Below are 21726 nucleotides of genomic sequence, written 5' to 3' on the forward strand. Positions count from 1 at the left end.
ACCACCGTTTCCCCGGAATCGGTTGCCCGGGGTTCGAGGCCGGGTTCGAATGTACGGATGGGCGAGCAGGGGGACATGCGCATGGGCGAGCGGGCCGACGGCCGCTGGGACGAGGGGGACGCGGGTGTACTGCGGCTCCCCTCCGGGCGCCTGATCAGGGGACGCGGCCTGCGCCGACCCCTCGACCCGGCGACGCCTGTCCCCTCGTACGCCGTCTATCTCCTCGGCAGCCGGCCCCCGCAAGTTCCCTGGGAGTTCCGCTGGCTCCCCTGGCCCGACTTCCGCCTCCCCAAGGACCACGTGGAGGCGCGCGCGGTCCTGGGCGAGGTGTGGGAGCGGGCGGCAGGGGAGCGGGTGGAGGTCGCGTGCGGGGGTGGACGGGGGCGTACGGGGACGGCGCTCGCGTGTCTTGCGGTGCTGGACGGGGTGCCTGCCGGGGAGGCGGTGGCGTTCGTGCGGGCGGGGTATGACCGGCACGCGGTGGAAACGCCCTGGCAGCGGCGGTATGTGCGGCGGTTCGGGTGAGGCGGCGGGCCTGCCGAGCGGGTCGGTGGCCCGTCGCGTTTCACCGGCCGGTGGTGGTGACACCGAGGCCGAGGCAGTGCTTCCGGGTCAGTGTCAGTTGAGGGTTTCCGCGAGCAGTGCCGCCGTCTCCGCGATCAGTGCGTCGTCCCGTACCGCGTCCTGGTCGGGCATCGTCGAGAGCACGGACAGGACGACGGGATCGCCGGTGTCGGTCCAGGCGATGCCCACGTCGTTGGCGGTGGCGTAGGAGCCGGAGCCCGTCTTGTCGGCGAGGGTCCAGGTCGGCGGGAGACCCGCGCGGAAGCGTTTGGCGCTGGTGGTGTTGTTCAGCATCCAGTGGGTGAGGAGTTCGCGGTCGCGCCGGTTCAGCGCGTCGCCGAGGACGAGGCGGGCATAGGTGCGGCCGATCGCGCGCGGGCTCGTCGTGTCCGTCTTCCGCCACGGCTCGGCCGAGTTGAGGTCGGTCTCCCAGCGGTCGAGGCGGGTCACCCGGTCGCCGAGGGAACGGGCGAAGCGGGTGATCGCGGTGGGGCCGCCGAGTTCACGCAGGAGGAGGTTGCCCGCGCCGTTGTCGCTGTAGGTGATGGCCACCTCGGCGAGTTCGGCGACGGTCATGCCCTCGGCCAGGTGTTCCCTGGTCCGGTCGGAACCCGTCGCCGGGAGGTCGGCCTCCGTGTAGTGGATACGGCGGGCCAGGAACTCGCCGTTCCGGTCGAGATCGCGCAGGACGGCCGCGGACGCGAGCGTCTTGAACAGGGAGCACATCGGGAACAGTTCGTCGGCGCGGTGCCGAACCGTTCGCCGGGTGACGAGGTGGTGGGCGAACACACCTAAGCGCGCCCCGTACCGCTCCTCCAGTGCGAGCAGGCGCGCGGTGACGGTGGAGTCGTCGGAATCGGTGGAATCAGTGGAATGAGTTGAACGGGTCGAGTTGGCGGTGGCCGGGGTGGCCGTGGCGACGAGTGTGGCGGCGGCTGTCGCGAGCACCGTGCGGCGACGCGGCTCGAATCTCACGGTTCTGCTCTCTTTCGTTCGGTCTCCGTGGATGATCTCTGTCCGTTGACGTCCGTTGACGTCCGTAGACGATCTCTCCTGTGATCGACGCGGTGGGTCTTTCGTCGGTTGCCGGTTCGGCCAGCCTCGAAAGTCCCGGACGACAACGTTGTGGAGGCGAGCGTGTCGGTCAGTGCGGTGGTGATCGGTGCCGGAGTGTCAGGGCTCACCACGACGGTGTGCCTCGCGGAGTCCGGGATGGACGTCCGGGTGGACGCCGATCAGTTCCCCGGGGCGACGACCTCGGCGGCCGCCGGCGCGATGACAGACGCGCGTGCCCCGCTGACGGCATCTCCGCGGCGATGCAGCCCACCAACTCGCCCTCGGACTCGGCCACTCGGACCAGGTCGCGGTCGATGGCATCGGTGAGGAGCGCCGACGACGGAACGGCCGCCGCTTCGAACGAATCGGTCAGCAGGGAGCGGAGCCGGGGCAGATCGGCGGGGGAGGCCGCCCGGGTGGACCATGCAGCCATGTCCGTCCGTTTCGTTCAGGTCAAGGGCAAGGTCAAGGGCAAGGTCAGGGTGCTGTAGGCGGTCATGATGCATCACAACTGGCCGGTTTCGTCGGTAAGTTGTGGCTCGTCCTGCCGTGTGTCACGACGGCCTGCGCGCCCTGAATCGCAGCCCTCGCGCCTCCGGATGCCGGTCCACGGATACGTCCGTGAAGCCCGCCTTCGTCAGGCGGTCAGGGAGTGTCGTCGGGTCGAGGGTGTTCATCGTGTCCCTGAAGTGCAGGACCCGGAACATGAAACCGGGGAGGCTGTCGCTGCCCGCGAAGGTGCCGCCCGGGCGCAGTACCCGGAAGGCCTCCGCGAAGATGCGGTCCTGGTGGGCGTCGGTGGGCACGTGGTGCAGCATCGTGAAGCAGACGACGGAGTCGTACGAGGTGTCGGGGAGCGGCAGTTGGGCTCCGTCGCCGTGCAGGACGCGGGCCCGTTCGCCCCAGCCGGCGGCCTCCAGCAGCCGGACGGTGTCCGCGTCGATCTCCACGGCGGTCAGGCGCGGCACCTGTTCGACCAGGACGCGCAGATTCGCGCCGTATCCCGGCCCGATCTCCAGGACGTCGTCGCCCAGTTGGACGTCGTGGAGGGCCCAGGGGAGCAGACGGTCCCGTACGGCCAGGGCCCACTTCTCGGAGCTGCACAGGCGGCGGTGCATTCGGTTCATCGGCATACGTCGACGCTATGAAGGTGCCGGTGTGGCCGACAGGGCCTAGGCTGCCGTGCCATGTCGCGAGACGGACAGTGGGGGGACGGGCAGCGGTACGACATCGGCCCCGGTACCGCGATATTCGTGGGGCACTTCGCGATGCCGCGCGGTACGGCGTTCACCACGCACTGGCATGCCTTCCATCAACTCGCCTGGTCCGCGCGGGGGTTGCTGCGGATCCGGAGCGAGCACGGGACCTGGCTGTTGCCGCCCTCGCTCGCGCTGTGGATTCCGGCCGGGGTGCGGCATGCCACGGAGTCGGTGGGGGATGTGGTCATGCGCAGTGCGTATGTCGATCCTGGGCAGAGTCGGCGGGTGGAGTGGGTGGAGCCGACTGTTGTGTCGGCCGGGCCGCTGCTGCGTGCCCTCATCGACCATCTGGCCCTCAACGGGCTCTCTGCGGACGCTCGTTCGCGGGCGGAGGCGGTGTTGCTCGATGTGCTGCATCCGGTGGCGGTGACGAGTATCGCGGTGACCGAGCCCAGGGACGGGCGTGTGCTTGCTGTCGCTCGTGCGTTGGTTGCCGATCCTGCGGATGGTCGGCCCTTGGCCGAGTGGGGGGTCGAAGTCGGCGCTGGGGCGCGGACGTTGGCTCGGCTGTTCGTCGCGGAGACCGGGTTGGCGTTCGGGCAGTGGCGGGAGCGGGTGCGGATGCAGGCGGCGATGCCGTTGCTGGAGCGGGGGTTGACTGTGGAGGTGGTGGCGGGGCGGGTCGGGTACGGGTCGGCGAGTTCGTTCGTGGCGGCGTTCCGGAGGATTACGGGGATTACACCTCGGCAGTACTTTCCGGTGCGGGGGTGAGGGCGCGGGCCTGTTGTTCTCGCCCCCGCCGCCCTTACCCGTTCCCATCCCTGGGGGCTGCGCCCCCAGACCCCCTGGGCTGGGTATTCAGCCCTTCCGGCGTTTGAGGAGCGGGGGTTCGGGGGCAGCGCTCCCGAGGATGGGACGGGTAGGGGCGGCGGGGGCGAGGAAAGGCAACGTTCAGACATCCCGTCGGCTCACCGCAAGCACTCCGACCACGACCGCCACCCCCGCCCACGCGCCGTACACGCACCACGCCTCCGTGACCGTGACCGGGTACTTGCCCAGGCCGTAGTCCCGGCCCGGGTTGAGGACCAGCCGGGTCCAGGCCGTCAGCGGCATCGCGTTCTCGGTCTCCGCCACCCAGCGGTACCGCTCCCCGCTGAAGAACTGCGGCACCACGAGCAACAGCCCGATCACCGCCACGACCGCGCCCGCCGCATGCCGGATCAGCGCGCCCACCGCCATCCCGACGAGCGCACACAGCGGCACCAGCAGCGCGGACGCCGTCACCGCACGCAGCGCCCCCGGATCCGCGAGGGACATGCCGTGGTGATCGCGCAGGATCGCCTGCGTCACGCCGAAGGAGCCGCCCGAGACGGCCGCTCCGACGGCACACATCACCCCGGTGACGACAGCGACCTTCGCGGCGACCACCGCGCGGCGGTCCGGCACCGCCGCGAACGTCGTCCGGATCAGGCCACTCGTGTACTCGCCGAAGACCACACTCGCCCCGAACGCCGCCACCACGATCATCAGCAGGGCCCAGGCCGGAGACACATACGCCGCCCCCAGCGGGTCGTAGACCATCTGCGGCTCCGGCGGCAGCTCCGTCTGACGGGCGAGCCGGTCGGCGTTGACCCTGGCGGCGTTCACACAGATCCCGAACGTGGTCAGCGCACCCGCCGCCAGCACGAGGGCAGTTGAGCGCAGCGACCAGAGTTTTGTCCACTCGGCGGCCACCAGGTGCCTGAAGCGGGCCGCAGGAGCGGTCGTGGCGGTGTTCATCGAGAGGCCCCCGCCGCCGTCGTGAACTCGGCGCTCTCGGCCGTGAGTTCCATGAACGCCTCCTCCAGGGAAGCCGACCGCGGGCTCAGTTCGTGCAGCCGCACCCCGTGGGCGAACGCCAACTCCCCGATGCGCTCGGCGTGCAGACCGGTCACGGTGTACGAGCCGTCCGGTTCCGGCCGTACCGTCGCGCCCTCCGCCGTCAGGAGCGCGGGAAGGGCGCCGGTGTCGGGTGTGCGGAGGGACACTCGCCCTCCCGTCGCGCGGGCCGCGAAGTCCCTCAGGCCCTCCGCCGCGATCAGCTTGCCCCGGCCGATGACGATGAGGTCCTCGGCGGTCTGTTCCATCTCGCGCATGAGGTGGCTGGACACCAGCACGGTGCGGCCCTCGTCGGCCAGCCGTCGGAACAGTCCGCGCACCCACAACACCCCTTCCGGATCAAGGCCGTTGAGGGGTTCGTCGAAGAGCAGGACCGGTGGGTCGCCGAGCAGTGCCGCCGCGATGCCCAGGCGCTGTTTCATGCCCAGCGAGAATCCGCCGATCCGGCGGCCCGCCGCCTCCGACAGGCCCACCTCCGCCAACACCTCTGTCACCCGCCTCCGGGGCAGTCCGTTGCTCACCGCCAGCATCGACAAGTGGGCGCGGGCGGTACGGCCGTCGTGCACGTCGTGGGCGTCCAGCAGCGCGCCGATGTGCCGCAGGCCACGAGAGTGGCTCGCGAACGGCCGGCCGTCGACCGTGACGGCGCCGCTGGTGGGCGTGTTCAGGCCGAGCAGCAGCCTCAGAGTCGTCGATTTGCCTGCGCCGTTCGGGCCCAGGAAGCCCGTGACGTGCCCCGGACGGACGGTGAAGGAGAGATGGTCGACGGCTGTAATCGTCGTTCCGTAACGCTTCGTCAGTTCTATGGCTTCGATCACCACAACACCGTCCCGCCGTCCGGCACTTCCCGGAATCGGGCCGTGGACGACACTCCAACTCCGCTTCTGTCGACCCAGGTTGTACGTCCACGGGGCGATGCCCCACGCCAACAGCCGCCCTACGATCGGCACATGCCCGCCAACCCGCCGCCGCCCCTCCTCAAGCGCGTCCCGCCGGGTGCCTGGACGGCGTTCGCCTGGAGCGCGGGCACGGTGTTCACGTACCTCACGCGGGTCAGGCTGCCCGGCGAGATGGAACCCGATCACTGGCCCGCCATCCAGCTCTACCGCTGGGACGGTGTGGTGTTCCTCCTCGTGTCCACCGGCCTGGCGCTCACCGCCGCCCTCCTGCTGTCACGTCGTCCGCTGACAGCCATAGGTCTGCTGCTGACGGCCGCCGTCGTCGAGACGACCACCCTGGCCGCGGTCGAGATTCCGCTGGCCCAGTTCCTGGCCGTGCAGACCGCCGTGTACTTCATCGCCGCCGGCCGCCCCCGTCGTACCGGAGTCATCGCCGTCTCCCTCTCGCTCGCCCTGCTCGTGGGCTACATGGCCGTACGGATCCTGTACGGCTGGGTCGTCGGCACCTCGGCCGAACTCGCCGTCGCTCTCGTCACGTTGATCGCCTGGCTGCTCGGCGACGCCGCCCACCGCAGCCGTACGCACGCCGAACAGCTCGCCGCCCGTACCGCAGAACAGGCCGTCACCGCCGAACGCCTGCGCATAGCAAGGGAGATGCACGACACGGTCGCCCACAGCATCGGCATCATCGCCCTCCAGGCGGGCGCGGCGGCCCGCGTCGCCGCGACCCGGCCCGAGGCCGCGCGCGAGGCGATGTCGGCGGTCGAGCACGAGGGCCGGGAGACCCTGGCGGGCCTGCGCCGCATGCTCGTCGCGCTGCGGCACGCGGAGGACCACGGAACCGGCCAACGGGCGCCCACAGCAGCCGGGTTGGCGGACGTCGAGCGGCTCGCCGCCGTGACGAGCGCCGCCGGGGTGCGCGTACATCTGCACTGGGCGGGCGAACGGCGCGAACTGCCCCCGGACGTCGACCTGTCGGCGTTCCGCATCGTGCAGGAGTCGGTGACCAACGTCGTACGGCATGCCGGTGCCCGGTCCTGCCGGGTCACCCTCGACTACCGCGCCGCCGACGCCCTCGCCATCGAGGTCACCGACGACGGGCGGGGCCGGGGGAGCGCCACCGACACCGGGTTCGGGCTGGCCGGGATGCGGGAGCGAGTCGCCCTGCTGGACGGGGAGTTCACGGCCGGGCCGCGTCCCGAGGGCGGGTTCCGGGTCGCCGCCCGACTGCCCATCCCGGTCGCGGCGGTGGCCCGATGACGATGACGCCGGCCATCCGGGTTGTGCTCGTCGACGACCAGCAACTCATCCGTACGGCACTCAGCATGGTCATCGCCGACCTGCCGGACATCGAGGTCGTGGGCGAGGCCGCCGACGGGGCGGAAGCGGTCGCTCTCGTCGGCCAACTCGCCCCGGACGTCGTGGTGATGGACCTGCGCATGCCGGGCATGGACGGCATCGAGGCGACCCGCCGCATCACCAGGGGGACGGGGACACAAGGCACTCGCACCGGCACCCGGATCCTCGTCCTCACCACCTTCGACGACGACGATCACGTGTACGGGGCGCTGCGCGCGGGCGCGTCCGGGTTCCTGGTCAAGGACATGGCCCTGGACGACATCCTCGGGGCGATCCGGATCGTGGCCGCGGGGGATGCTTTGATCGCCCCCAGCGTGACCCGACGCCTGATCCAGGACTTCGCCGCCACCCCCCAACGGCACACCCACCAGGGGGAGTTGACGGCAATCACCGACCGGGAGCGCGAAGTGCTCACGCTCGTCGGCCGGGGCCTGTCCAATACGGAGATCGGCGCCGAACTGTGCATCAGCGTCGCCACGGCGAAGACGTACATCACCCGTCTGCTCGCCAAGCTGGACGCCCGTGACCGCGTCCAGCTCGTGATCATCGCCTATGAGGCGGGCTTGGTGTCCGTGTCCGCCACCGAGCGCAGATAGGCACCGAGCCGGGCGATCGCCGACGGATTGCGCGGGCTCTCGACGAGGTCCACGTAGTCCAGGACGAAGATGCGCTTGTTCTTGACGGCCGACACGTTCTTCAACGGGGCGTACGACAGCAGGAACTCGCGCTTCTGTTCCGCGCTGACGTCCCCGTAGTCGCAGATGACGATGACGTCGGGGTCGCGTTCGACCACCGTCTCCCAGCCGACCGTCGTCCAGGAGTCGTCGACGTCGTTCATGACGTTGACGCCGCCCGCCTTGCTGATGACCTCCTCGGGCGCCGCGTACCGCCCGGAGGTGAAGGGCGAGTCCGTGCCGCTGTCGTAGAGGAACACCTTCGGACGCGCGCTCCCGGTCGGCGCCTTCGCCGCCACCGCCGCGACCTGCTTCTTGAAGTCCGCGATCAGGGTGGCCGCGCGCTGCTCGACACCGAAGAGCTTTCCGAGGTTGGTGAGGTCGGTGTAGAGGGCGTCCAGCGGCGGCATGATGCCCCGTGAGGTCTTCGTACGGCCGTTGCGGCACGACTCGGTGAGGACGTACGAGGGGATGCCGAGCTTCTTCAGCGCGTCCGGGGTGAAGCCGTTGTCGTCGCGGAAACCGTAGTTCCAGCCGGCGAAGACCCAGTCGCCGCGCACGTCCAGGACGTTCTCCTTGGTGAGCTGGTCCTTGGACAGCCACTTCACCTTTGCATAGCCGTCCTTCCAGGGCACGTCGGTCAGATCACCCTTGTCGTCGGGCATGGCGAACCCGGCCATCCGGTCCTCCAGACCGAGCGCGAACATCAGCTCGGTGATCCCGACGTCGTTCGTGACGACCCGCTCGGGAACCTTGTCGTACGTCACCTTCTGGCCGCAGTTGGTGAGGGTGACGGCGGCGGACGACGCCTTCGCCGACGGCTTCTCGACGCTGGCGCCGCACCCGGTGACGAGCACGGACATGAGCACGGCGGAGACAACTGGCTTGCACATGGGGGAAGTTCCTCAGGTTCTCAGGACTCAGGACAGCTTGGGAAGCAGATCGAAGAGCAGCTGCACGGCACCGGTCTCCGGATGCCGTATGGGATGGGCGCGAACCCCGAACACCTCGGCCAGCAGCGCCGGTTGGAGCACCTCGTGTGGCGGGCCCGACGCGACGAGGCGGCCCCCGGCGACGACGTACAGCAGATCGCAGTGGGCGGCGGCGAGGTTGAGGTCGTGCAGGGCGGCCAGTACGGTCAGGCCGCTCGTGCGGACCAGCGACAGGACGTCCAACTGGTGGGCGATGTCCAGGTGGTTGGTGGGTTCGTCGAGAACGAGGACCCGGGGCTGCTGGGCCAACGCCCGGGCGATGAGCACGCGTTGCTTCTCGCCGCCGGACAGGGCGAGGAACCCGCGGTCGGCGAGATGTGCGATGCCGGTCCGCTCCAGGGCGGCGCCGCAGATCTCCCGGTCCCCGGCCGCCGTACGCCCCTGATGCGGCAGCCGCCCCATGGCGACCACCTCCGCGACGGTGAAGTCGAACTCGGAGGACGACTCCTGGGGCAGCGCGGCCAGCACCCGGGCGGCGCCCCGGGGATCCATGGCATGAACATCGTCCCCGTCGAGCCGAACCACACCCCCCGCCGGCCGCAGCGCCCGGTACACGCACCGCAACAGGGTCGACTTCCCGCTCCCGTTGGGCCCGACGAGCCCCACGAAGGCCCCGCTCTCGACCCGCATCGTGATGTCCTCGACGAGCCGTACGGCCCCCGCGTCGACCGACACACCCTCCACATCGAGCCGCATGCCGTCACCGCCCCCCGAACGCGTAGCCGCCGCGCCGCATCAGCAGCAGGAACGCCGGTACGCCGACCACGGCCGTGATCACCCCGACGGGCAGTTCGGCGGGCGCGAGCAGCAGCCGGGACAGTACGTCGGCCCACACCAGCAGGACGGCCCCGGCGAGCGGCGCGACCGCCAGCACCCGCCGGTGATCGGCGCCGACGAGCATCCGTACGACATGCGGGACCATGAGCCCGACGAAGCCGATGGCCCCGCTGACGGCGACGACGGTTCCGGTCACGGCGGCGGTCACGAGGAACAACTCCCGCCGGAGCCGCGTCGGTTGGACCCCGAGCGCGGCGGCGGTCTCGTCGCCCATGGCGAGCGCGTTGAGCGACTCGGCGCGCCGGGCCAGCCACGCCCACCCGGCGACGACGGTCACGGCGGCGATCGGTACCTGTGCCCAGGTCGCCCCGCCCAGACTCCCGAGCAGCCACATCATCGCGGACCTGGCCGCCTCACCCCGGGCGGCCCCGAACACCATCACGGTGGTGACGGCCTCGAAGCCGTACGCCAGTGCCGTACCGGTGAGGATCAGCCGCAGCGGCGTGAGCCCGTGCGTGGCGGAGTGAGCCACGGCGTAGACGAGGACCATGGCGGCGAGCGCGGAGACGAAGGCGGACACGGACAGGGCCCAGACGCCGAGCCCGGCGAAGGCCCCCAGCAGGATCACGGCGTTGGCGCCGACGGCCGCGCCGGACGAGATGCCCAGCACGAACGGATCGGCGAGCGCGTTGCGGACCATGGCCTGCACGGCCACCCCGACGGCCGCGAGCCCGGCGCCGACGACTGCGGCGAGCACCACGCGGGGCAGTCGCAGCTCCCAGACGATGGTGTACGAGGCGACATCCTCGGCGCGGATCGTGCCCCCGGTGAGCCCGTCGCCGAGGAACCGGAAGACCTGCCCCCAGCCGATGCCGGAAGCGCCAAGACCGACCCCGCACAGCAGGGAAAGAAACAGGAGCAGAACCAGCCCAACGGCCAACGGCACGACGGGTATTCGGCGCACGGGCGGCGTCCTTCGCCTCGGCTCGCAGTCCGCGGCGAGCAGTCACATGGGCACGCGCACCTTGGGTGATCGGGCTCGCACGCCGAAGCCTTGAAAGGCATGGGGCGTGCATACCGTTGCGGGTCAGCGCCGGAGTCTCACCGGACTTCCCCCACGGGACGCGTCGGCGAGCGTAGCAAACGCGCCGGACCGGCCAATTCTCGCGGGTCCCCCTATGTCATGTTCTCGCGGGCCAGGCTTGCGACCGGCCGGAAAATTTCTGGTGACCGAACGGAAACGGCCACAACCGTTCGAGTGGACCGACCGTCTCTGATGAGCGTGAAGACCCGACCAGCTACACGACCGACCACGCGACCGGCCACCCCGCAGCCGAGCGAGAACCCCGGCCTGCGGCTCGACATCCAAGGCCTGCGGGCCGTGGCCGTGTCGCTCGTCGTCCTCGGCCATGCCGGGGTGCGCGGGTTCGCCGGGGGCTATGTCGGTGTCGACGTCTTCTTCGTCATCTCGGGCTTCCTCATCACCTCGCTGCTGATACGCGAGTTGGCGGTGAGCAACGCCATATCGATCCGCCGTTTCTACGCCCGCCGCGCGCTCCGCCTCCTCCCCGCGTCGACGCTCGTCGTCCTCGTCACCCTCGCCGGTTCCTGGCTGTTCCTGTCGAGGGTCCGCTTCGAGGAGTACGCAGGGGACGCGCTGAGCAGCGCGCTCTACGCGGTGAACCTCCGGCTGGCGGCGGGCGGCACGGACTACCTGGCGGAGGGGAGCCCGCCGTCGCCCTTCCAACACTTCTGGTCGCTGGCGGTGGAGGAACAGTTCTACCTCCTCTGGCCGCTGCTCCTCCTGGTGAGTTGGCGGCTCGCGCGCCGACGGCGCGGACTGGTGGCGGTGCCGCTCGCGGTGCTCTGCCTGCTGTCGTTCGGGCTGAGCGTGACCGTGACGGAGAGCGCCCCGTCCTGGGCGTACTTCGGTTCGCACACCCGCTTCTGGGAACTGGGCGCGGGCGCGCTGCTGGCCCTGTCCGCCGACCAACTGCGCGGCCTGCCACTGAAGTTGGCGGCACCGATGGCCTGGACGGGCCTGGCCTGCATCCTCGCGGCGGCGACCCTCTACGGCAACTCGACCCCGTTCCCCGGCTATTACGCGCTCCTGCCGGTGCTGGGGTCGGTCCTGATCCTGGCGGGCGGCTGCGCCCCGTCGAGATGGAACGCCCAACTACTACTCTCCATACGACCGTTGGTGTGGCTGGGCGGCCTGTCGTATGGCTGGTACCTGTGGCACTGGCCGCTGCTGCTGATAGGCCCCGTGGCACTGGGCAGACTCCCGGAGACCACGAGCGTCTGGCTTGCGTTGCTGTTCTGCGCGATCGCCCTGCCGCTGGCCTGGGTGACCCTGCGCCTGGTGGAGAACCCGGTCCGATTCCACTCGGTGTTCCGGGGCCGACCGGGGCGGGCGTTGCGGCTCGGGGCGGTGCTGTCGGCCGGGGCGGCGGTGATCGCGATGACGGCGTACGCGTTCCCGCCGCCGATCGACTCGGGCAAACCGGCGCTTCAGTTGAGCCAGGAGTTGGCGAAGGCACCGGACCCCCGACTACGCCTGCGCCAACTCCTGGAGGCACGGTCGAGTCGCCTGCCCAGCAACCTCTCCCCGCCCCTCACCGAGATCAAGTCGGCGCGGTCGGCGGTCTATCGGGACGGCTGCCATGTGGCGTACGACAGCACGAGCATCCCGCCCTGCGAGTACGGCGATCCGGCCTCCGACAAGGTCGTGGTCCTGTTCGGCGACTCCCACGCGGCCCAGTGGTTCCCGGCGCTCGACCGGCTTGCCCGGGAGCGTGGTTGGAGGCTGGTGTCGTGGACGAAGTCGTCGTGCAAGGCGGCGAAGGTGACGCTGCGGCGGTTCGACGGGCCGTATGCGGAGTGTGATGTCTGGCGGGCGCGGGCGATCGAGAGGATCGCTGCGCTGCGCCCGGACCTGGTGATCGTGTCGTCCTCGGACGCCGGCGACCCGCTCCACCCGGAACCCGACCCGGTCCAGCAGTGGACGAACGGCCTCCGTACGACGTACGAGGCGCTCGGTGCGTCGGGGGCGGAGGTCGTGGCGCTGCTGGACACTCCGTGGCCGAAGACGGACGCGGTGGACTGCGCGGCGCTGTACCCCCTCCGGCTGGACCGCTGTACGAACCGTCTGCCCGGGGCGATCAGGGACAGCTCCCGGCGGACGGCGACGCTCGACGCGGCGAGGCTGTCCGACGTGATGGTGATCGACCCTGTTCCGTGGTTGTGCACGGAGGGGGGTGACTGCCCTGTTCTGGTGGGCGACACGGTGGTGTACCGCGACGACAGCCATATCGCGGACGCGTATGCGGAGGCGGTTGCACCGGCCCTGGGCACCCGACTGACCGAGGCGCTCGGCCCGCTCTGAGTTTCCTCGCCCCCGCCGCCCCCGAACCCCCGTGTCGCGCTGGACGCGCTCGTCCTCAAACGCCGGACGGGCTGGATAATCAGCCCGTCCGGCGTTTGAGGACAAAGGGGGGTCTGGGGGCGCAGCCCCCAGAAGGATGGGACGGGTAGGGGCGGCGGGGGCGAGGAAAACGGTCAGGGAGCCGTCGTGCCTCCGTCCCCCGCCGAAGCGAAGTAGTACCCCGCCTCCAAGTCCGCCAGCAGCCCCGTCTCCACCGGCTCCCACCCCAACCCCTCCCGCGTCACCGCGCTCGACGCCGGCAGGTCGAGGGCGAAGAAGTTGCCCAGCCAGCCGAAGTGGTCCTGGGTCTCCTCGGCCGGGACCGACCTCACCGGTACCCCCAGCCCCCGCCCGATCGCCTCGGCGATCTCGCGTGTCGCGACGCCCTCCTCGGCGACCGCGTGCAGGCGGGTTCCCGGCGGGGTCGACTCCAGGGCCAGTCGGAACAGGCGGGCCACGTCGAAGCGGTGGGCGGCGGCCCAGCGGTTGGTGCCGTCGCCCGGGTAGGCCGAGACGCCCTTGGCGCGGGCTATGTCGATGAGGCGGGGTACGAAGCCGTACTCCCCCTTGCCGTGCGTGGACGGCGGCAGCCGTACGACCGATGCCCGCACCCCGCGCTCCGCGAGCCGCATCACCGCCGTCTCCGAGGCGAGCCGGTACATGTGGGACCTCGACGGGTCGCCCGGGTCGTCCTCCGTCGCCAGCACGCCCGGCGAGAACGCCGTGCCGGAGCAGATGAGGAGGGGGTGGCCGGAGCCGACCAGCGCCTCGCCCATCGTCTCCACGGCCCGCAGGTCGGTCCGCGCCGCCTCCGCCATGTCGCGGAAGTCATGGACGTACGCGGTGTGGATCACGCCCTCCGAGGCCGCCGCCCCGGCGCGGAGGCTGTCGAGGTCGTCCAGGGTGCCTCGGTGTACCTCCGCCCCAGCTTCCTTCAGCGACGCTGCCGACTCGTCCGAGCGCGCCATCCCGACCACCTCGTGACCCGCGCCGAGCAACTCCCGTACGACGGCGGACCCGACGAACCCGCTCGCCCCGGTGACGAACACACGCATGATGAACTCCCTCTCACTACCGGCCTCCTGGTGTCGGCCGGTGTGCTTTCAGCGTGCGCGCGGAGTCCGCTCCCGGTCCAAGACCTGTTCCGGAATGGGCAATGCGTATCAGGCATCACCCCAGGTCAGTCCTGCCGCATACAGTTCAGGTGACCAACTTGCCCGATACGCTTGGCACATGACCGGACCCGATCTCGATCTGCGGCTCGTGCGGTACTTCGTCGTGGTCGCCGAGCAGCTGCACTTCGGGCGGGCCGCCGAGGCCCTGCGGATCGCCCAGCCCTCCCTCAGTCGGCAGATCCGGCGGCTGGAGAAGGAGTTGGGGGCCCGGCTGCTGGACAGGACTCCGCAGGGGAGTCGGCTCACCGAGGCCGGTGAGGTCTTTCTGCCGCATGCCAGGGCGCTGCTCCGGACAGCAACCCGGGCCGCCTCCCAGACCCGTGCCGCCGCCGAGCCCAGCCGGTTCGTCATCGGCTACACGTCGAATCTCATCGTCACTCCGGCCGTACGGGAGCTGCGCCACCGGTATCCCGACGCCGACGTACGGGCCGTGCACCTCGACTGGAACGAACCCCGCACCGCGCTCTTCGACCACCGGGTCGACGCCGTGATCGCCCGACTCCCGCTCCCCACCGACGAGTTGGAGGTGACCATCCTCTATGAGGAACCCCGGGTCCTGGTCGTTCCGCTCGATCACCGTCTCGTCGGCAAGGAGTCCGTCACCCTCGACGACATCGCCGACGAACCCTTGCCCCGGGTGAGCGAGGACGCGGCCTGGAACGCCTTCTGGCGTATCGATCCGCGTCCGGACGGCAGCCGGGCGCCGGAGGGGCCACTCGTCCGGGCGCTGGAGGACAAGTTCGAACTCATCGCCGCCGGGCAGGCCGTGGCCATCGTCCCGGGTGGCATGGGTGTGGACCGGCTCCGGCCCGACCTGACCACCGTCCCCCTGCACGGCATCGAACCGAGCCACGTCGTCCTCGCCACCCGCGTGGACGACCGCAGCCGCCTCCTCGCCGCCTTCCGGAAGGTGGCGCGGGCCCTGCTGACGGGCGGTACCGGTACCGCCTGAACTCAGCCGCCCGCCGTCCATCCCGGGACCGTCGGCAGTACCTGCTCCGCGACCCTGAGCAGTGCCGTCTCGTCGGGGGGCACGTCGTCCTGGCGCCAGATGGCGATCTCGTACGAACCGCCGCCGTCCTTCGGGTCCTTGGCGACCAGGAGGGTACGGGCGACACCGCCGGGGCCGGTGGAGGCCTTGCCGTCGTCGAAGACGATGCCGATCGTCCGGCCGGGGTACAGGTACGCCGGGTGGCCCAGGAGAGTCTTCCGCTCCGCCGCTGCGGGCAGGTACTCCGCTATCTCGGCGACGGTCAAGTCGTCGTAGGCCGCCGAGAGTTTCACGGAGTAACCCTCCAACTGGACGGTGGCCTCGGGGTCTTGTGTCGTGATGCCGAGCGACTCGCTGAACTGGGCCTCGTTGCTGTAGGCGCCGAGCGCGTAGTCCTTGGGCGTGCCGAGCAGCGTCGGCAGGTCCGAGCGGTTCAACGCCTCGCAGAGTCGCGTACCGGATATGGGCTTCGACAGCGGCGCGTCGTCGTCCGACCTGGAGCACGAGGCCGGCTTCCGGTCGTCGGCAGCGGAGTCGGGCTGGTACTTCGTCATCACCCAGAAGCCGACCGCCAGACAGCCGACCAGCAGCAGCGCCGACGCGACCTGGGCGCCCTCGCTCATACCCTTCTCGGCGCTCACACCCTTCTCGGCTTCGGCCGGTCTGGGTACGTCGATGTCCTCGGTCATGCCATGTCCCCCAACCCCGTGTGCACGCGCCCGTTACGCGCGCGCCGGGCAGCATAACCGCGCGATCTCCGCGTGACGACAGCCGCGGCGGCTGAAAACGTGCGCCCAGCCGGACGATCCCCAGTTAAGCATGCTCATTTCAAGCCGTTGTCCTGGTGTTCACATGACAAGGCGAGACACGCAGTGCCACGCTTCTGCCGGAGTTCACTCTTCCTTCACGTCTTTCACTCACCCCCCACCTCCTTCCACCCCCCTGCCGTGCAGCGCTCCGGACCGCCCACATCCATGTCGGTCCGCCCCCACCTCGGCCCCCACCACGGGCCGACCGCCGCAGAAGGAGAACACGTTGCCCCGGCGACTTCGCACCACCCTCCGGCGCAGACGCGCCACCGCCCTCGCGCTGACCACCATCGGGACCCTGCTCGCCATGGGAGCCCCCGTCGGCACCGCGACCGCGGCCCCGGCCGACCCGGGCCCCGCCCCGGCCAAGATCACCGCCGAGCCCCGCGCGGGTGCCGCCGCCGTGCCCCTGACGGCGACCCGGCGCGCCTCGCTGATCAAGAGCGCGCAGACCACGTCCGGCACCACGGCCCGTCAACTCGCCCTCGGCGCGCAGGAGAAGCTCGTCGTCAAGGACGTCGTCCAGGACGCCGACGGCACCGTCCACACCCGCTACGAGCGCACCTACGCCGGACTGCCCGTCCTGGGCGGCGACCTGGTCGTCCACCTCAAGAGCAACCGCACCACCGTCTCCAAGGCGAGCGGCGCGACCCTCACTCTGCCGACCCTGACCCCGAAGCTCTCCGCCGCCAACGCCACCGGCAAGGCCCTCGCCGCGGCGAAGGGTGCCGAGGTCACCGGCGCAGAGGCCGAGCGCGCGGCCCGCCTCGTCGTCTGGGCCGGTGCCACCAAGCCCGTCCTGGCCTGGGAGACGCTGGTCGAGGGCGTCCAGCCCGACGGCACGCCCAGCGAACTTCAGGTCGTCACCGACGCGAGCACCGGCAAGCAGCTCCTCGCCGCCGAGAAGGTGCACACCGGCGAAGGCACTGGCCAGTACGTCGGCACGGTCAGCGTCGGCAGCACGCTCTCGGGATCGACGTACCAGCTCAGCGACCCCGACCGCGCCGGGCAGAAGACGTACGACCTGAACCAGGGCACCTCCGGCACCGGCACCCTCTTCACGGACGACAACGATGTCTGGGGCGACGGTCTGCCGTCCAACCGCCAGACCGCCGGTGTCGACGTGGCCTTCGGCGCGGCAGCCACCTGGGACTACTACAAGGACGTGTACGGCCGTAACGGCATCCGCAACGACGGTGTCGCCGCCTACAGCCGGGCCCACTACGGGAACAACTACGTCAACGCCTTCTGGCAGGACAGCTGCTTCTGCATGACCTACGGCGACGGCTCGGGCAACACGCACCCGCTGACCGCCCTCGACGTGGCCGCCCACGAGATGAGCCACGGCGTCACCGCCGCCACCGCCAACCTGACCTACTCGGGCGAGTCCGGCGGTCTCAACGAGGCGACGTCCGACATCTTCGCCGCGGCCGTCGAGTTCCACTCGGACCTCGCCGCCGACCCCGGCGACTACCTCGTCGGCGAGAAGATCGACATCAACGGCAACGGCACGCCGCTGCGTTACATGGACAAGCCCTCCAAGGACGGCTCCTCGCGCGACAGTTGGAGCTCCACCCTGGGCAGCGTCGACGTCCACTACTCCTCGGGGCCGGCGAACCACTTCTTCTACCTGCTCTCCGAGGGCAGCGGTGCCAAGACCGTCAACGGCGTCGCCTACGACAGCGCGACCTACGACGGCCAGCCCGTCACCGGCATCGGCATCGAGAACGCCGCCGCGATCTGGTACCGGGCGCTGACGACGTACATGACGTCGTCGACCAACTACGCGGGCGCCCGCACCGCCACCCTCCAGGCGGCCGGTGACCTGTTCGGCGCCTACAGCCCCACCTACCTCGCCGTCGCCGACGCCTGGGCCGCCATCAACGTCGGCGGCCGGATAGCCCTCGGCGTCAACGTCGCCCCGGTCGCCGACCAGATCAGCGGCATCGGCCAGGCGGTCAGCCTCCAGGTGGACGCCTACACCACCAACTCCGGTTCGGGGCTGACCTACGAGGCCACGGGCCTGCCCGACGGCCTCACCCTCAGTGCGAGCGGTCTGATCTCCGGGACGCCGACCACCCTCGGCACCGGCGATGTCACCCTCACGGTCACCGATGACACGGGCTCGTCCGTCACGGACACCTTCAGCTGGCGGATCGCGTACATCTACGCCAGCACCACCCGCGTCGACATCCCCGACGTCGGTGCCGCCGTGGAGTCCCCGGTCACCATCGAGGGCCGCGACGGCAACGCCTCCGCGACCACCTCGGTCTACGTCAACATCGTCCACACCTACCGCGGTGACCTGACCGTCGACCTGGTCGGCCCCAACGGCACCGTCTACTCACTCCTCAACCGGAGCGGCGGCGGCGCCGACAACGTCGACCAGACGTTCACGGTCGACGCCTCGGCCCAGCCCATCAACGGCACGTGGAAGCTGCGCGTGCAGGACCGGGCGGCGATCGACGTCGGCTACATCCAGCGCTGGCAGCTCACTCCCTGACCCCACCGAGAAACTCGGTCCAGGCAAGCGCAGTAATGAGCAGTACGGGCCCGTCCGAGACCTTGCTGTCTCGGACGGGCACCACCCCGGGGACTCCGTCGGCTACTTCGACGCAGTCCCCGCCTTCGCCGTTGCTGTACGTGCTCTTACGCCAGTGGGCGGCGCCGATGAAGTCGTACGCGACCTCGACACAGCTGCCGCCCTCGCCGTTGCTGTAACTGCTCTTGTGCCAGCGGGCGTTGCTCAGGTCGTACTCGCGCATCGTCTGTGGTCCTCCGCCGCCGATTCGATCAGGGCGAGGGACGCCTCCGGCGACAGTGCGGCACCCCTGAGCAGATCGTATGCTCGCTGTGCCCGCTTCACCACCGCCGGGTCGTCGAGCAGGTGGCCCGAAAACGAGGTCTCTGTATAGAGGGTTGGCGGCGCGTCCTCGAACTCCATGAGCTGCATCATTCCGCCCATGGAAGCGAACGCTCCCGCCGAGCGCGGGACCACCAGCACCAGTACTTTCCGCGCCTGGGCCAGCGTCGCGATGTGCTCCAGCTGCTCGGCCATGGCCGCCGGCCCGCCGACAGGCGTACGCAGGGTGTTCTCGTGCAGGATCGCCCAATACTCGGGCCTTGTAGCGTCCCTGAGGATGCGTGCGCGTTCCAGCCGGGCGCCGACCTTCTCGGCCACGTAGTCGTCCGTGACGAACGGGTTGGCCGCCAGCGTGACCGCCTGCGCGTACGCGGCCGTCTGTAGCAGCCCCGGAATCACCGTGGGCGCGAACTCACAGATCTTCGTCGCCGTCCGCTCAAGCTCCACAACCTCCGCGAAGTAATCCGCGTAGCGTTTGTCGTCGATGAGCTTGCGCCAGGTACGCTCGAAAAAACCTGCGGTTTGTAGGACGTCGTCAATCCTCATCGCGACATCCAACTGCGGCTTACGAATGGCCTGCTCGAACTGCCCGATGTAGCCTCCGGAGACGAAGACCATCGCCCCCAACTCCACTTGGGTTAACCCCGCCTCCTCTCGCCGTCGCTTCAACTCGGCCCCGAAGAACTCCCAAGCGGCCTGCCGCTGTGAACCATTGGCCATAACCGAACCGAACCCCCTTCAACTGCACCGTCGTTGCTGCGCCCAGAGCCTTCCGAGTGTAGGCACAACACGTCACCGTAGAAGTGCGAAGAGTGAAAGTCGATTAGCAAGGGGAGCACGGTGACGGCACGACGGACGGCACGCTCGGCGGACTGCGTCGAAGAAGCGGAGGAAACTGTGAAGGAATTGCGGACGGCGTTGAAAAACGCCGGGATTACCTTGCCGACGCTCCGATTGGACGCCGCGAGTGTCGCCCGGGAAGTGCCCCGTCCGCTCATCGAATTGGGGCGCGTCAGCGTCGAGACGGCGGCCCGGATCGCGGCGGCCCTGCGATGAACGACGTACGACGGACGAAGTCGGGAAAGCCGGGGCGGCCGGAGATCGGCTCGTACGTCATGGACACCCGCACCGGAAAGGTGGGCCTCGTCATGGGGCACGAGGGACCCTACGTCCAGCTCAGATCGTACGGCGGCGGCCGGGAGTGGGACGCGGCCCCGGACGGCCTGCGCCCGGCGACCCCGGCGGAACGCCTGAGCGCGGCCACGGCGTACGCGAACGCCCGCAGCCGGGGTGAGGTCCCCTGAGGCCTCTATGGCCCCTAGGGGCTGGGCCACCGTTCCGTACGCGACAATGACCCCATGAGCCTGTTCCGTGACGACGGTGTCGTGCTGCGCACCCAGAAGCTGGGTGAGGCCGACCGGATCATCACGCTGCTCACACGCGGTCACGGGCGCGTACGGGCCGTGGCCCGTGGCGTACGCCGGACCAAGTCCAAGTTCGGGGCCCGGCTCGAACCGTTCTCCCATGTCGACGTGCAGTTCTTCTCGCGGGGGAGCGAGCTGGTCGGACGCGGGCTGCCGCTGTGCACGCAGAGCGAGACCATCGCTCCGTACGGTGGCGGCATCGTCACCGACTACGCCCGCTACACCGCAGGTACGGCCATGCTGGAGACGGCGGAGCGGTTCACGGACCACGAGGGCGAGCCCGCCGTACAGCAGTATCTGCTGCTCGTCGGCGCCCTGCGCACCCTCGCCCGCGCCGAGCACGAGCCCCATCTCATCCTCGACGCGTTCCTGCTGCGCTCCCTCGCCGTCAACGGCTACGCGCCGACCTTCACTGACTGCGCGCGGTGCGGCATGGCGGGCCCGAACCGGTTCTTCTCGGTGTCCGCCGGGGGCTCCGTCTGCGTCGACTGCCGGGTGGCCGGCAGCGTCGTACCCTCTCCCCAGGCCCTCGAACTGCTCGGCGCGCTGCTGACGGGCGACTGGGTGACCGCGGACGCGTGCGAGCCGCGCTATGTCCGGGAGGGCAGCGGACTCGTGTCCGCCTACCTGCACTGGCACCTGGAGCGCGGCCTGCGCTCCCTGCGCTACGTAGAGAAGAACTAGAAGCAAGCACCGCAAGCAAGAGCTAGAGGGAGACGAGAAGCACATGGCCGTACGCGGAATCCTGGGGGGACGGCGTCGCGAGTACAAGACGCCGGAACCGCACCCCTCCGGCGCCACCGCGCCGAAGCTCCCCGGCGAACTCGTACCGAACCATGTGGCGTGCGTCATGGACGGCAACGGACGGTGGGCCAAGGAGCGCGGTCTGCCGCGTACCGAGGGGCACAAGGTCGGCGAGGGCGTCGTCCTCGATGTCCTCAAGGGTTGCCTGGAACTCGGCGTCAAGAATCTCTCCCTCTACGCCTTCTCCACCGAGAACTGGAAGCGGTCCCCGGAAGAGGTCCGCTTCCTCATGAACTTCAACCGTGACGTCATCCGGCGGCGGCGGGACGAGATGGACGAACTCGGAATCCGGATTCGCTGGGTCGGGCGTATGCCCAGGATGTGGAAGTCCGTCGTACAGGAACTCCAGGTCGCCCAGGAGCAGACCAAGAAGAACGACGCCATGACGCTCTACTTCTGCGTCAATTACGGCGGCCGAGCCGAACTCGCCGACGCCGCCAAGGCGATGGCGCGTGATGTCGCGCTCGGCAAGCTCGACCCCGAGAAGGTCTCCGAGAAGACCATCCAGAAGTACCTCTACTACCCGGACATGCCGGACGTCGACCTTTTCCTTCGCCCGAGCGGTGAACAGCGCACCTCCAACTACCTGATCTGGCAGTCGAGTTACGCCGAGATGGTCTTCCAGGATGTCTTGTGGCCCGACTTCGACCGGCGCGACCTGTGGCGCGCGTGCGTCGAATTCGCCTCCAGGGACCGGCGGTTCGGCGGCGCCGTCCCGAATGAGCAACTCCTGGAAATGGAACGGGACATGAAGGGCAACCCGGAGATCTGAGCGTACGACTGTGGCACCCGGCGCCGGAAACGCGCCGGGTGCCACTGTCGTTACCCGTGGGGGGAT

General features: G+C 69.9%; 24 protein-coding genes and 1 riboswitch. Of the genes, 13 read left to right on the top strand and 11 right to left on the bottom strand.

The window, feature by feature from the left end; translation table 11 throughout:
- The first annotated feature begins 57 nt into the window (after positions 1–57).
- Positions 58–525 carry a protein-tyrosine phosphatase family protein gene (locus OG787_RS33770; RefSeq protein ID WP_405537725.1) on the top strand — a complete coding sequence of 156 codons (468 nt, stop codon included), beginning with the start codon at positions 58–60 and terminating at the stop codon, positions 523–525.
- Positions 526–618: 93 nt separating this feature from the next.
- On the opposite strand, the gene bla is transcribed toward OG787_RS33770, so the two are convergent.
- The gene (gene bla / locus OG787_RS33775; protein WP_405537726.1) at positions 619–1539 is read right to left on the bottom strand and encodes a class A beta-lactamase; all 921 of its coding nucleotides are present in this window, start codon (positions 1537–1539) and stop codon (positions 619–621) included.
- A gap of 180 nt (positions 1540–1719) precedes the next feature.
- Here bla and OG787_RS33780 point away from each other — a divergent pair, with 180 nt between their 5' ends.
- Both OG787_RS33780 and OG787_RS33785 read left to right on the top strand, forming a co-directional pair.
- Positions 1720–1947, top strand: a complete 228-nt coding sequence (locus OG787_RS33780) for a hypothetical protein (RefSeq protein ID WP_369036649.1) — start codon at positions 1720–1722, stop codon at positions 1945–1947.
- Positions 1935–2111 (top strand): hypothetical protein, encoded by a 177-nt coding sequence (locus OG787_RS33785; protein ID WP_405537727.1) that lies wholly within the window; start codon positions 1935–1937, stop codon positions 2109–2111. Before OG787_RS33780 ends, OG787_RS33785 begins: the two co-directional genes overlap by 13 nt.
- 63 nt (positions 2112–2174) lie before the next feature.
- Here OG787_RS33785 and OG787_RS33790 read toward each other — a convergent pair whose 3' ends face one another.
- The gene (locus OG787_RS33790) at positions 2175–2753 is read right to left on the bottom strand and encodes a class I SAM-dependent methyltransferase (RefSeq protein WP_369036644.1); all 579 of its coding nucleotides are present in this window, start codon (positions 2751–2753) and stop codon (positions 2175–2177) included.
- Between the two features lie 54 nt (positions 2754–2807).
- On the opposite strand from OG787_RS33790, the gene OG787_RS33795 reads away from it, so the two are divergent.
- Complete coding sequence (locus OG787_RS33795; protein ID WP_405537728.1) at positions 2808–3590, top strand: AraC family transcriptional regulator; 783 nt, start codon at positions 2808–2810, stop codon at positions 3588–3590.
- 180 nt (positions 3591–3770) lie between these two features.
- Here OG787_RS33795 and OG787_RS33800 read toward each other — a convergent pair whose 3' ends face one another.
- On the bottom strand, positions 3771–4598 hold the full coding sequence (locus tag OG787_RS33800) for an ABC transporter permease (protein WP_405537729.1): 828 nt from the start codon (positions 4596–4598) through the stop codon (positions 3771–3773).
- Entirely contained in the window at positions 4595–5515 is a 921-nt protein-coding gene (locus OG787_RS33805) for an ATP-binding cassette domain-containing protein (RefSeq protein ID WP_405537730.1), read from the bottom strand. Before OG787_RS33805 ends, OG787_RS33800 begins: the two co-directional genes overlap by 4 nt.
- Positions 5516–5647: 132 nt before the next feature.
- Here OG787_RS33805 and OG787_RS33810 point away from each other — a divergent pair, with 132 nt between their 5' ends.
- Positions 5648–6856, top strand: a complete 1209-nt coding sequence (locus OG787_RS33810; protein ID WP_369037835.1) for a sensor histidine kinase — start codon at positions 5648–5650, stop codon at positions 6854–6856.
- Positions 6853–7551, top strand: coding sequence for a response regulator (locus OG787_RS33815; RefSeq protein ID WP_369037834.1), 699 nt, complete (start codon positions 6853–6855; stop codon positions 7549–7551). Before OG787_RS33810 ends, OG787_RS33815 begins: the two co-directional genes overlap by 4 nt.
- Here OG787_RS33815 and OG787_RS33820 read toward each other — a convergent pair.
- From OG787_RS33820 to OG787_RS33830, 3 genes are read right to left on the bottom strand one after another with little or no spacing between them, the layout of a single operon-like run.
- Positions 7506–8522, bottom strand: a complete 1017-nt coding sequence (locus tag OG787_RS33820) for an ABC transporter substrate-binding protein (RefSeq protein WP_369037833.1) — start codon at positions 8520–8522, stop codon at positions 7506–7508. The genes OG787_RS33815 and OG787_RS33820 overlap by 46 nt on opposite strands.
- Positions 8523–8549: 27 nt before the next feature.
- The gene (locus tag OG787_RS33825; protein ID WP_405537731.1) at positions 8550–9317 is read right to left on the bottom strand and encodes an ABC transporter ATP-binding protein; all 768 of its coding nucleotides are present in this window, start codon (positions 9315–9317) and stop codon (positions 8550–8552) included.
- Positions 9318–9321: 4 nt separating this feature from the next.
- Positions 9322–10362: a FecCD family ABC transporter permease gene (locus OG787_RS33830; protein ID WP_369037831.1), complete on the bottom strand. Its 1041-nt coding sequence runs from the start codon at positions 10360–10362 to the stop codon at positions 9322–9324.
- Between the two features lie 63 nt (positions 10363–10425).
- Positions 10426–10514, bottom strand: a riboswitch (cobalamin riboswitch).
- Positions 10515–10674: 160 nt separating this feature from the next.
- On the opposite strand from OG787_RS33830, the gene OG787_RS33835 reads away from it, so the two are divergent.
- Positions 10675–12783 (top strand): acyltransferase family protein, encoded by a 2109-nt coding sequence (locus tag OG787_RS33835; RefSeq protein WP_405537732.1) that lies wholly within the window; start codon positions 10675–10677, stop codon positions 12781–12783.
- A gap of 173 nt (positions 12784–12956) precedes the next feature.
- On the opposite strand, the gene OG787_RS33840 is transcribed toward OG787_RS33835, so the two are convergent.
- Positions 12957–13877 (bottom strand): SDR family oxidoreductase, encoded by a 921-nt coding sequence (locus OG787_RS33840; RefSeq protein ID WP_405537733.1) that lies wholly within the window; start codon positions 13875–13877, stop codon positions 12957–12959.
- 178 nt (positions 13878–14055) lie between these two features.
- On the opposite strand from OG787_RS33840, the gene OG787_RS33845 reads away from it, so the two are divergent.
- The gene (locus tag OG787_RS33845; RefSeq protein WP_369034180.1) at positions 14056–14949 is read left to right on the top strand and encodes a LysR family transcriptional regulator; all 894 of its coding nucleotides are present in this window, start codon (positions 14056–14058) and stop codon (positions 14947–14949) included.
- Between the two features lie 2 nt (positions 14950–14951).
- Here the strand turns inward: OG787_RS33845 and OG787_RS33850 are convergent, their stop codons facing one another.
- Entirely contained in the window at positions 14952–15677 is a 726-nt protein-coding gene (locus tag OG787_RS33850; protein WP_405537734.1) for a DUF6215 domain-containing protein, read from the bottom strand.
- 346 nt (positions 15678–16023) lie between these two features.
- Between OG787_RS33850 and OG787_RS33855 the strand changes: the two genes are divergently transcribed.
- Positions 16024–18300 carry a M4 family metallopeptidase gene (locus OG787_RS33855; RefSeq protein ID WP_405537736.1) on the top strand — a complete coding sequence of 759 codons (2277 nt, stop codon included), beginning with the start codon at positions 16024–16026 and terminating at the stop codon, positions 18298–18300.
- Here the strand turns inward: OG787_RS33855 and OG787_RS33860 are convergent.
- Positions 18290–18562, bottom strand: coding sequence for a DUF397 domain-containing protein (locus tag OG787_RS33860; protein WP_405537738.1), 273 nt, complete (start codon positions 18560–18562; stop codon positions 18290–18292). The genes OG787_RS33855 and OG787_RS33860 overlap by 11 nt on opposite strands.
- Positions 18544–19380 (bottom strand): helix-turn-helix domain-containing protein, encoded by an 837-nt coding sequence (locus OG787_RS33865; RefSeq protein ID WP_405537740.1) that lies wholly within the window; start codon positions 19378–19380, stop codon positions 18544–18546. The genes OG787_RS33860 and OG787_RS33865 overlap by 19 nt, the downstream gene beginning before the upstream one ends.
- 120 nt (positions 19381–19500) lie before the next feature.
- On the opposite strand from OG787_RS33865, the gene OG787_RS33870 reads away from it, so the two are divergent.
- The 4 genes from OG787_RS33870 to OG787_RS33885 are packed head-to-tail and all read left to right on the top strand — an operon-like array spanning position 19501 to position 21660.
- On the top strand, positions 19501–19716 hold the full coding sequence (locus tag OG787_RS33870) for a hypothetical protein (RefSeq protein ID WP_405537741.1): 216 nt from the start codon (positions 19501–19503) through the stop codon (positions 19714–19716).
- Positions 19713–19964 (top strand): hypothetical protein, encoded by a 252-nt coding sequence (locus OG787_RS33875; protein WP_405537742.1) that lies wholly within the window; start codon positions 19713–19715, stop codon positions 19962–19964. The genes OG787_RS33870 and OG787_RS33875 overlap by 4 nt, the downstream gene beginning before the upstream one ends.
- A gap of 54 nt (positions 19965–20018) precedes the next feature.
- On the top strand, positions 20019–20768 hold the full coding sequence (gene recO, locus OG787_RS33880) for a DNA repair protein RecO (protein WP_405537744.1): 750 nt from the start codon (positions 20019–20021) through the stop codon (positions 20766–20768).
- A gap of 43 nt (positions 20769–20811) precedes the next feature.
- Entirely contained in the window at positions 20812–21660 is an 849-nt protein-coding gene (locus tag OG787_RS33885) for an isoprenyl transferase (protein WP_405537746.1), read from the top strand.
- Positions 21661–21726 lie beyond the last annotated feature (66 nt).

It is taken from the genome of Streptomyces sp. NBC_00075 (genome assembly GCF_045041225.1).
Taxonomy (GTDB): Bacteria; Actinomycetota; Actinomycetes; order Streptomycetales; family Streptomycetaceae; genus Streptomyces; species Streptomyces adonidis.

Excerpts from the sequence above, each read along its gene's own strand:
- OG787_RS33820 (WP_369037833.1), bottom strand. The coding sequence starts at position 8,522 with ATGTGCAAGCCAGTTGTCTCCGCCGTGCTCATGTCCGTGCTCGTCACC.
- OG787_RS33840 (WP_405537733.1), bottom strand. The coding sequence starts at position 13,877 with ATGCGTGTGTTCGTCACCGGGGCGAGCGGGTTCGTCGGGTCCGCCGTC.
- OG787_RS33770 (WP_405537725.1), top strand. The coding sequence starts at position 58 with ATGGGCGAGCAGGGGGACATGCGCATGGGCGAGCGGGCCGACGGCCGC.
- OG787_RS33845 (WP_369034180.1), top strand. The coding sequence starts at position 14,056 with ATGACCGGACCCGATCTCGATCTGCGGCTCGTGCGGTACTTCGTCGTG.
- OG787_RS33785 (WP_405537727.1), top strand. The coding sequence starts at position 1,935 with ATGGCATCGGTGAGGAGCGCCGACGACGGAACGGCCGCCGCTTCGAAC.
- recO (WP_405537744.1), top strand. The coding sequence starts at position 20,019 with ATGAGCCTGTTCCGTGACGACGGTGTCGTGCTGCGCACCCAGAAGCTG.
- OG787_RS33865 (WP_405537740.1), bottom strand. The coding sequence starts at position 19,380 with ATGGCCAATGGTTCACAGCGGCAGGCCGCTTGGGAGTTCTTCGGGGCC.
- OG787_RS33850 (WP_405537734.1), bottom strand. The coding sequence starts at position 15,677 with ATGACCGAGGACATCGACGTACCCAGACCGGCCGAAGCCGAGAAGGGT.
- OG787_RS33800 (WP_405537729.1), bottom strand. The coding sequence starts at position 4,598 with ATGAACACCGCCACGACCGCTCCTGCGGCCCGCTTCAGGCACCTGGTG.
- OG787_RS33810 (WP_369037835.1), top strand. The coding sequence starts at position 5,648 with ATGCCCGCCAACCCGCCGCCGCCCCTCCTCAAGCGCGTCCCGCCGGGT.
- OG787_RS33835 (WP_405537732.1), top strand. The coding sequence starts at position 10,675 with ATGAGCGTGAAGACCCGACCAGCTACACGACCGACCACGCGACCGGCC.
- OG787_RS33795 (WP_405537728.1), top strand. The coding sequence starts at position 2,808 with ATGTCGCGAGACGGACAGTGGGGGGACGGGCAGCGGTACGACATCGGC.
- OG787_RS33885 (WP_405537746.1), top strand. The coding sequence starts at position 20,812 with ATGGCCGTACGCGGAATCCTGGGGGGACGGCGTCGCGAGTACAAGACG.
- OG787_RS33875 (WP_405537742.1), top strand. The coding sequence starts at position 19,713 with ATGAACGACGTACGACGGACGAAGTCGGGAAAGCCGGGGCGGCCGGAG.
- OG787_RS33825 (WP_405537731.1), bottom strand. The coding sequence starts at position 9,317 with ATGCGGCTCGATGTGGAGGGTGTGTCGGTCGACGCGGGGGCCGTACGG.
- OG787_RS33790 (WP_369036644.1), bottom strand. The coding sequence starts at position 2,753 with ATGCCGATGAACCGAATGCACCGCCGCCTGTGCAGCTCCGAGAAGTGG.
- OG787_RS33815 (WP_369037834.1), top strand. The coding sequence starts at position 6,853 with ATGACGATGACGCCGGCCATCCGGGTTGTGCTCGTCGACGACCAGCAA.
- OG787_RS33860 (WP_405537738.1), bottom strand. The coding sequence starts at position 18,562 with ATGCGCGAGTACGACCTGAGCAACGCCCGCTGGCACAAGAGCAGTTAC.